We start from the raw sequence: 514 nt of genomic DNA, 5'->3' as shown, positions 1-514 counted from the left end.
ACGATCACTTCCTGGCCGATCCGCGGGATCTGCATCGAACCCCAGTTCTTCCCGGCCCAGGCCTGGGACACGCGAATCCAGCAGGAGCTGTTCTCGTTCGACTGGTCGTGGCGATCCCAGTGGAAGTGCACCTTGACCCGGCCGTACTGGTCGGTCCAGATCTCCTCGCCCTTGGGTCCGACCACCACCGCGGTCTGCGGACCCCGCACCACCGGTACCGGAGTCTGCGGCAGGAGACGGAACGACTGGCTGGCGTCGATGCAGTCCAGCTCGCTCTCGAACTGCGAGCCGGCGCCGCCGCTGCCGGTTTCGTAGAGTTCCTGGACCACCCGGTATTCGGCGCCGACCACCAGGTACTCGCGGTTCTGGTCATCGCGCGGATAGCCGCTCAGGCGGAACAGGTGCCCGGCGCCGATCCCGCGCACCACGCCGCGCAGGCGCACGCGCTCGTGCTGCGCCTGGATCGCCTCGATGCGGTTGCGCGCGTACTGCTCGCCGTCCTGGCTCTGCACGT

General features: G+C 68.3%; 1 pseudogene. It reads right to left on the bottom strand.

Annotated features, from left to right (window positions below):
- A pseudogene (gene vgrG1a / locus HMPREF2914_RS13595) lies at nt 1-514 on the bottom strand (type VI secretion system spike protein VgrG1a); the annotation flags it as partial.

The organism is Pseudomonas sp. HMSC067G02 (genome assembly GCF_001813485.1).
GTDB lineage: Bacteria > Pseudomonadota > Gammaproteobacteria > Pseudomonadales > Pseudomonadaceae > Pseudomonas > Pseudomonas aeruginosa.
The sequence above is the reverse complement of the archived record's forward strand: the minus strand, read 5'-3'. Positions and strand labels throughout refer to the sequence as shown.